The sequence below is a fragment of the Burkholderia sp. E168m15 genome (assembly GCF_016586105.1).
Lineage (GTDB): Bacteria > Pseudomonadota > Gammaproteobacteria > Burkholderiales > Burkholderiaceae > Burkholderia > Burkholderia orbicola.
The window spans coordinates 1-3,261 of the sequence record NZ_BCPO01000201.1 but is presented as its reverse complement, the minus strand read 5'-3'; the positions used below and the strand labels follow the sequence as shown (position 1 = coordinate 3,261).

The following is a 3,261-nucleotide window of genomic DNA, read 5'->3' as shown; positions in this document are numbered from 1 at the left end:
GCCGAGATCACCGCGTTGCCGAGCGTCGTGCCCGCGACGCTGGCCCCGAGTGTCGCCGCCGGTGCCGCCGACGCTCAGCGTGCCGCTGCCGAGTGCGGTCGGCGTGCCGGCCAGCAGCGTGCCGCCGCCGGTGACGCTCGTGCCGCCGGTGTAGGTGTTCGCCCCCGACAGCGTCGTCGTCGCCGGACCGTTGACCGCGAGCGTGCCGCTCCCCGAGATCGCGCCGGTCAGGCCGAGGCTGTTAGGGCCACTCACCGTCAGCGTCGCCCCCGTACCGAGGTTCACCGCATTGGCGAGCGTCGTGCCCGGCGTGCCAGCTGCCAGCGTGCCGCCCGCACCGCTCGCGTTGAGCGTGCCGGTACCGAGCGCCGTGTTGCTGCCCGCGACCAGCGTGCCGCCACCGGTCAGGTTCGTGCCGCCCGAATACGTGTTCGGACCGGTCAGCGTCTCGGTGCCCGTGCCCGACAACGTGAGGCTGCCGCCCGCGCCCGCGATCGTGCCGCCGAACGTGCCGCTGCCCGACCCGCCGAGCGTCAGGTTGTTGCCGCCCAGGTTCACCGTCGAACCGGCGACGCCCGACAGCGCCGTCGTCGTTTGCGGCGTCGTCGCGCCGCTGACGTCGAAGGTCGCGCCCGCACCGGTCAGGCTCAGCGGGCTGCTACCGGAGAGGCTGCCGCCCGCGCCGATCGCCAGCGTGCCGCTGTTGATCGTCGTCGCACCGGTGTACGAGTTGTTGCCCGTCAGCGTTTGCGTGCCGCTGCCCGACAACGTCAAGCCGCCCGTGCCGGCCACGGTGCCGCCGTACGTGCCGTTACCGGCACCGGCCAGCGTCAGCGTGTTGCTGCCGAGATTCACGGTCGAACCCGACACGCCCGACACGGCGCCCGTGGTCTGCGGCGTCGTGGCCGCGCTCAGATCCAGCGTGGCGCCCGTACCCGACAGATCGACCGCGCTGCCGGCCGACAGGCTGCCGCCCGCGCCGACCGCCAGCGTGCTGCCGTTGCCGATCGTCGTGTTGCCGGTGTACGTGCCCGCGCCGGTGAGCGTCGTCGTCGACGGACCGTTCACCGCGAGGTTGCCGCTGCCGCCGATCGCGCCGCCCAGGCCGAGATTGTTCGCACCGCCAACCGTCAGCGTCGAACCCGCGCCGAGATTCACCGCGTTGCCGAGCGTCGTGCCGGCCACGCTGGTGCCGAGCGCGCCGCCCGCGCCGCTCGTGTTCAGCGCGCCCGTGCCGAGCGCCGAACCACTGCCGGCGAGCAGCGTGCCGCCGCCGCTCAGGGTCGTGCCGCCCGTGTACGTGTTCGTCCCGTTGAGCGTTTCGGTACCCGTGCCCGCCAGCGTCAGGCTGCCGCCCGTGCCGGCGATCGTGCCGCCGTACGTGCCGCTGCCCGACCCGCCGAGCGTCAATGCGTTGCCGCCGAGGTTCACCGTCGAACCCGATACGCCCGACAACGCACCCGTCGACTGCGGCGACGTGGCCGCGCTCAGATCGAGCGTCGCACCTGCACCGGCCAGATCGACCGCGCTGCCGCCGGACAGGCTGCCGCCCGCGCCGACCGCCAGCGTGCTGCCGTTGCCGATCGTCGTGTTGCCGGTGTACGTGCCGACGCCGGTGAGCGTCGTCGTCGACGGGCCGTTCACCGCCAGATTGCCGCTGCCCGAGATCGTGCCGCCCAGGCCGAGATTGTTCGCACCGCCAACCGTCAGCGTCGACCCCGCGCCGAGGTTCACCGCGTTGCCGAGCGTCGTGCCGGCCACGCTCGTGCCGAGCGTGCCGCCCGCGCCGCTCGTGTTCAGCGCGCCCGTGCCCAGTGCCGAACCATTGCCCGCGATCAACGTGCCGCCACCGGTCAGGCTCGTGCCGCCCGTGTACGTGTTGACTCCGGTCAGCGTTTCGGTACCCGTGCCGCCCAGCGTCAGGCTGCCGCCCGCACCCGCGATCGTGCCGTCGTAAGTACCGCTACCCGAACCGCCGAGCGTCAGGTTGTTGCCGCCCAGGTTCACCGTCGAACCGGCCACGCCCGACAGCGTGCCGGTCGTCTGCGGCGTGGTCGCGCCGCTCAGGTCGAAGGTTGCGCCCGCACCCGTCAGGCTCACCGGCGTCGTCCCCGACAGGCTGCCGCCCGCGCCGATCGCCAGCGTGCCGCTGTTGATCGTCGTCGCGCCCGTGTACGTATTGCTGCCCGTCAGCGTTTCCGTGCCGGTGCCCGACATCGTCACGCCGCCGGTGCCGGCGATGTTGCCCGCATAGGTACCGCTGGCCGACCCGCCGAGCGTCAGGTTGTTGTTGCCCAGGTTCACCGTCGAGCCGGCCACACCCGAGATCGCGCCGGTCGATTGCGGCGACGCGGCGCCGCTCAGGTCGAGCGTCGCGCCGGCCGCCGTCAGGCTGACCGGGCTGCTCGACGACAGGCTGCCGTTGCCGCCGATCGCGAGCGTGCCGCTGTTGATCGTCGTCGCGCCGGTGTAGGTGTTGGTACCCGTCAGCGTTTCGGTGCCGGTGCCCGACAGCGTCAACCCGCCCGTGCCGCCGATCACGCCCCGTACGTGCCGCTGCCCGCGCCGCCGAGCGTCAGCGTATTGCCGCCCAGGTTGACGTTCGTGCCCGCGCCGCCGGACAGCGCGCCGGTCGTCTGCGCGGAAGTCGCCGCGCTCAGGTCGAGCGTCGCACCCGTGCCCGACAGGTCGATCGCGCTGCCCGACGACAGGCTGCCGCCCGCGCCGACCGCCAGCGTGCTGCCGCCGCCGATCGTCGTGCTGCCGGTGTAGGTGTTCGCGCCCGACAGCGTCGTCGTCGAAGGACCATTGACCGCGAGGTTGCCGCTGCCGCCGATCGCGCCGCCCAGACCCAGATTGTTCGCACCGCCAACCGTCAGCGTCGAACCCGCGCCGAGATTCACCGCGTTGCCGAGCGTCGTGCCGGGCGTGCTCGCGGCCAGCGTGCCGCCTGCGCCGCTCGTGTTCAGCGCACCCGTGCCGAGCGCCGAGCCGTTGCCCGCCACCAGCGTGCCGCCGCCGCTCAGGGTCGTGCCGCCCGTGTACGTGTTGTTGCCGGTCAGCGTTTCGGTGCCCGTGCCCGACAACGTGAGACTGCCGCCCGCGCCCGCGATCGTGCCGCCGTACGTGCCGTTGCCCGTGCCGCCGAGCGTCAGGTTGTTGCCGCCGAGGTTCACCGTCGAACCGACGACGCCCGACAGCGTGCCCGTGGTCTGCGGCGTGGTCGCGCCGCTGACGTCGAAGGTCGCGCCCGCACCGGCC

At 73.2% G+C, this 3,261-nt stretch carries 1 pseudogene; it reads right to left on the bottom strand.

From position 1 onward, the window contains the following. A pseudogene (locus JMF86_RS31445) lies at window positions 1–3,261 on the bottom strand (beta strand repeat-containing protein); the annotation flags it as partial.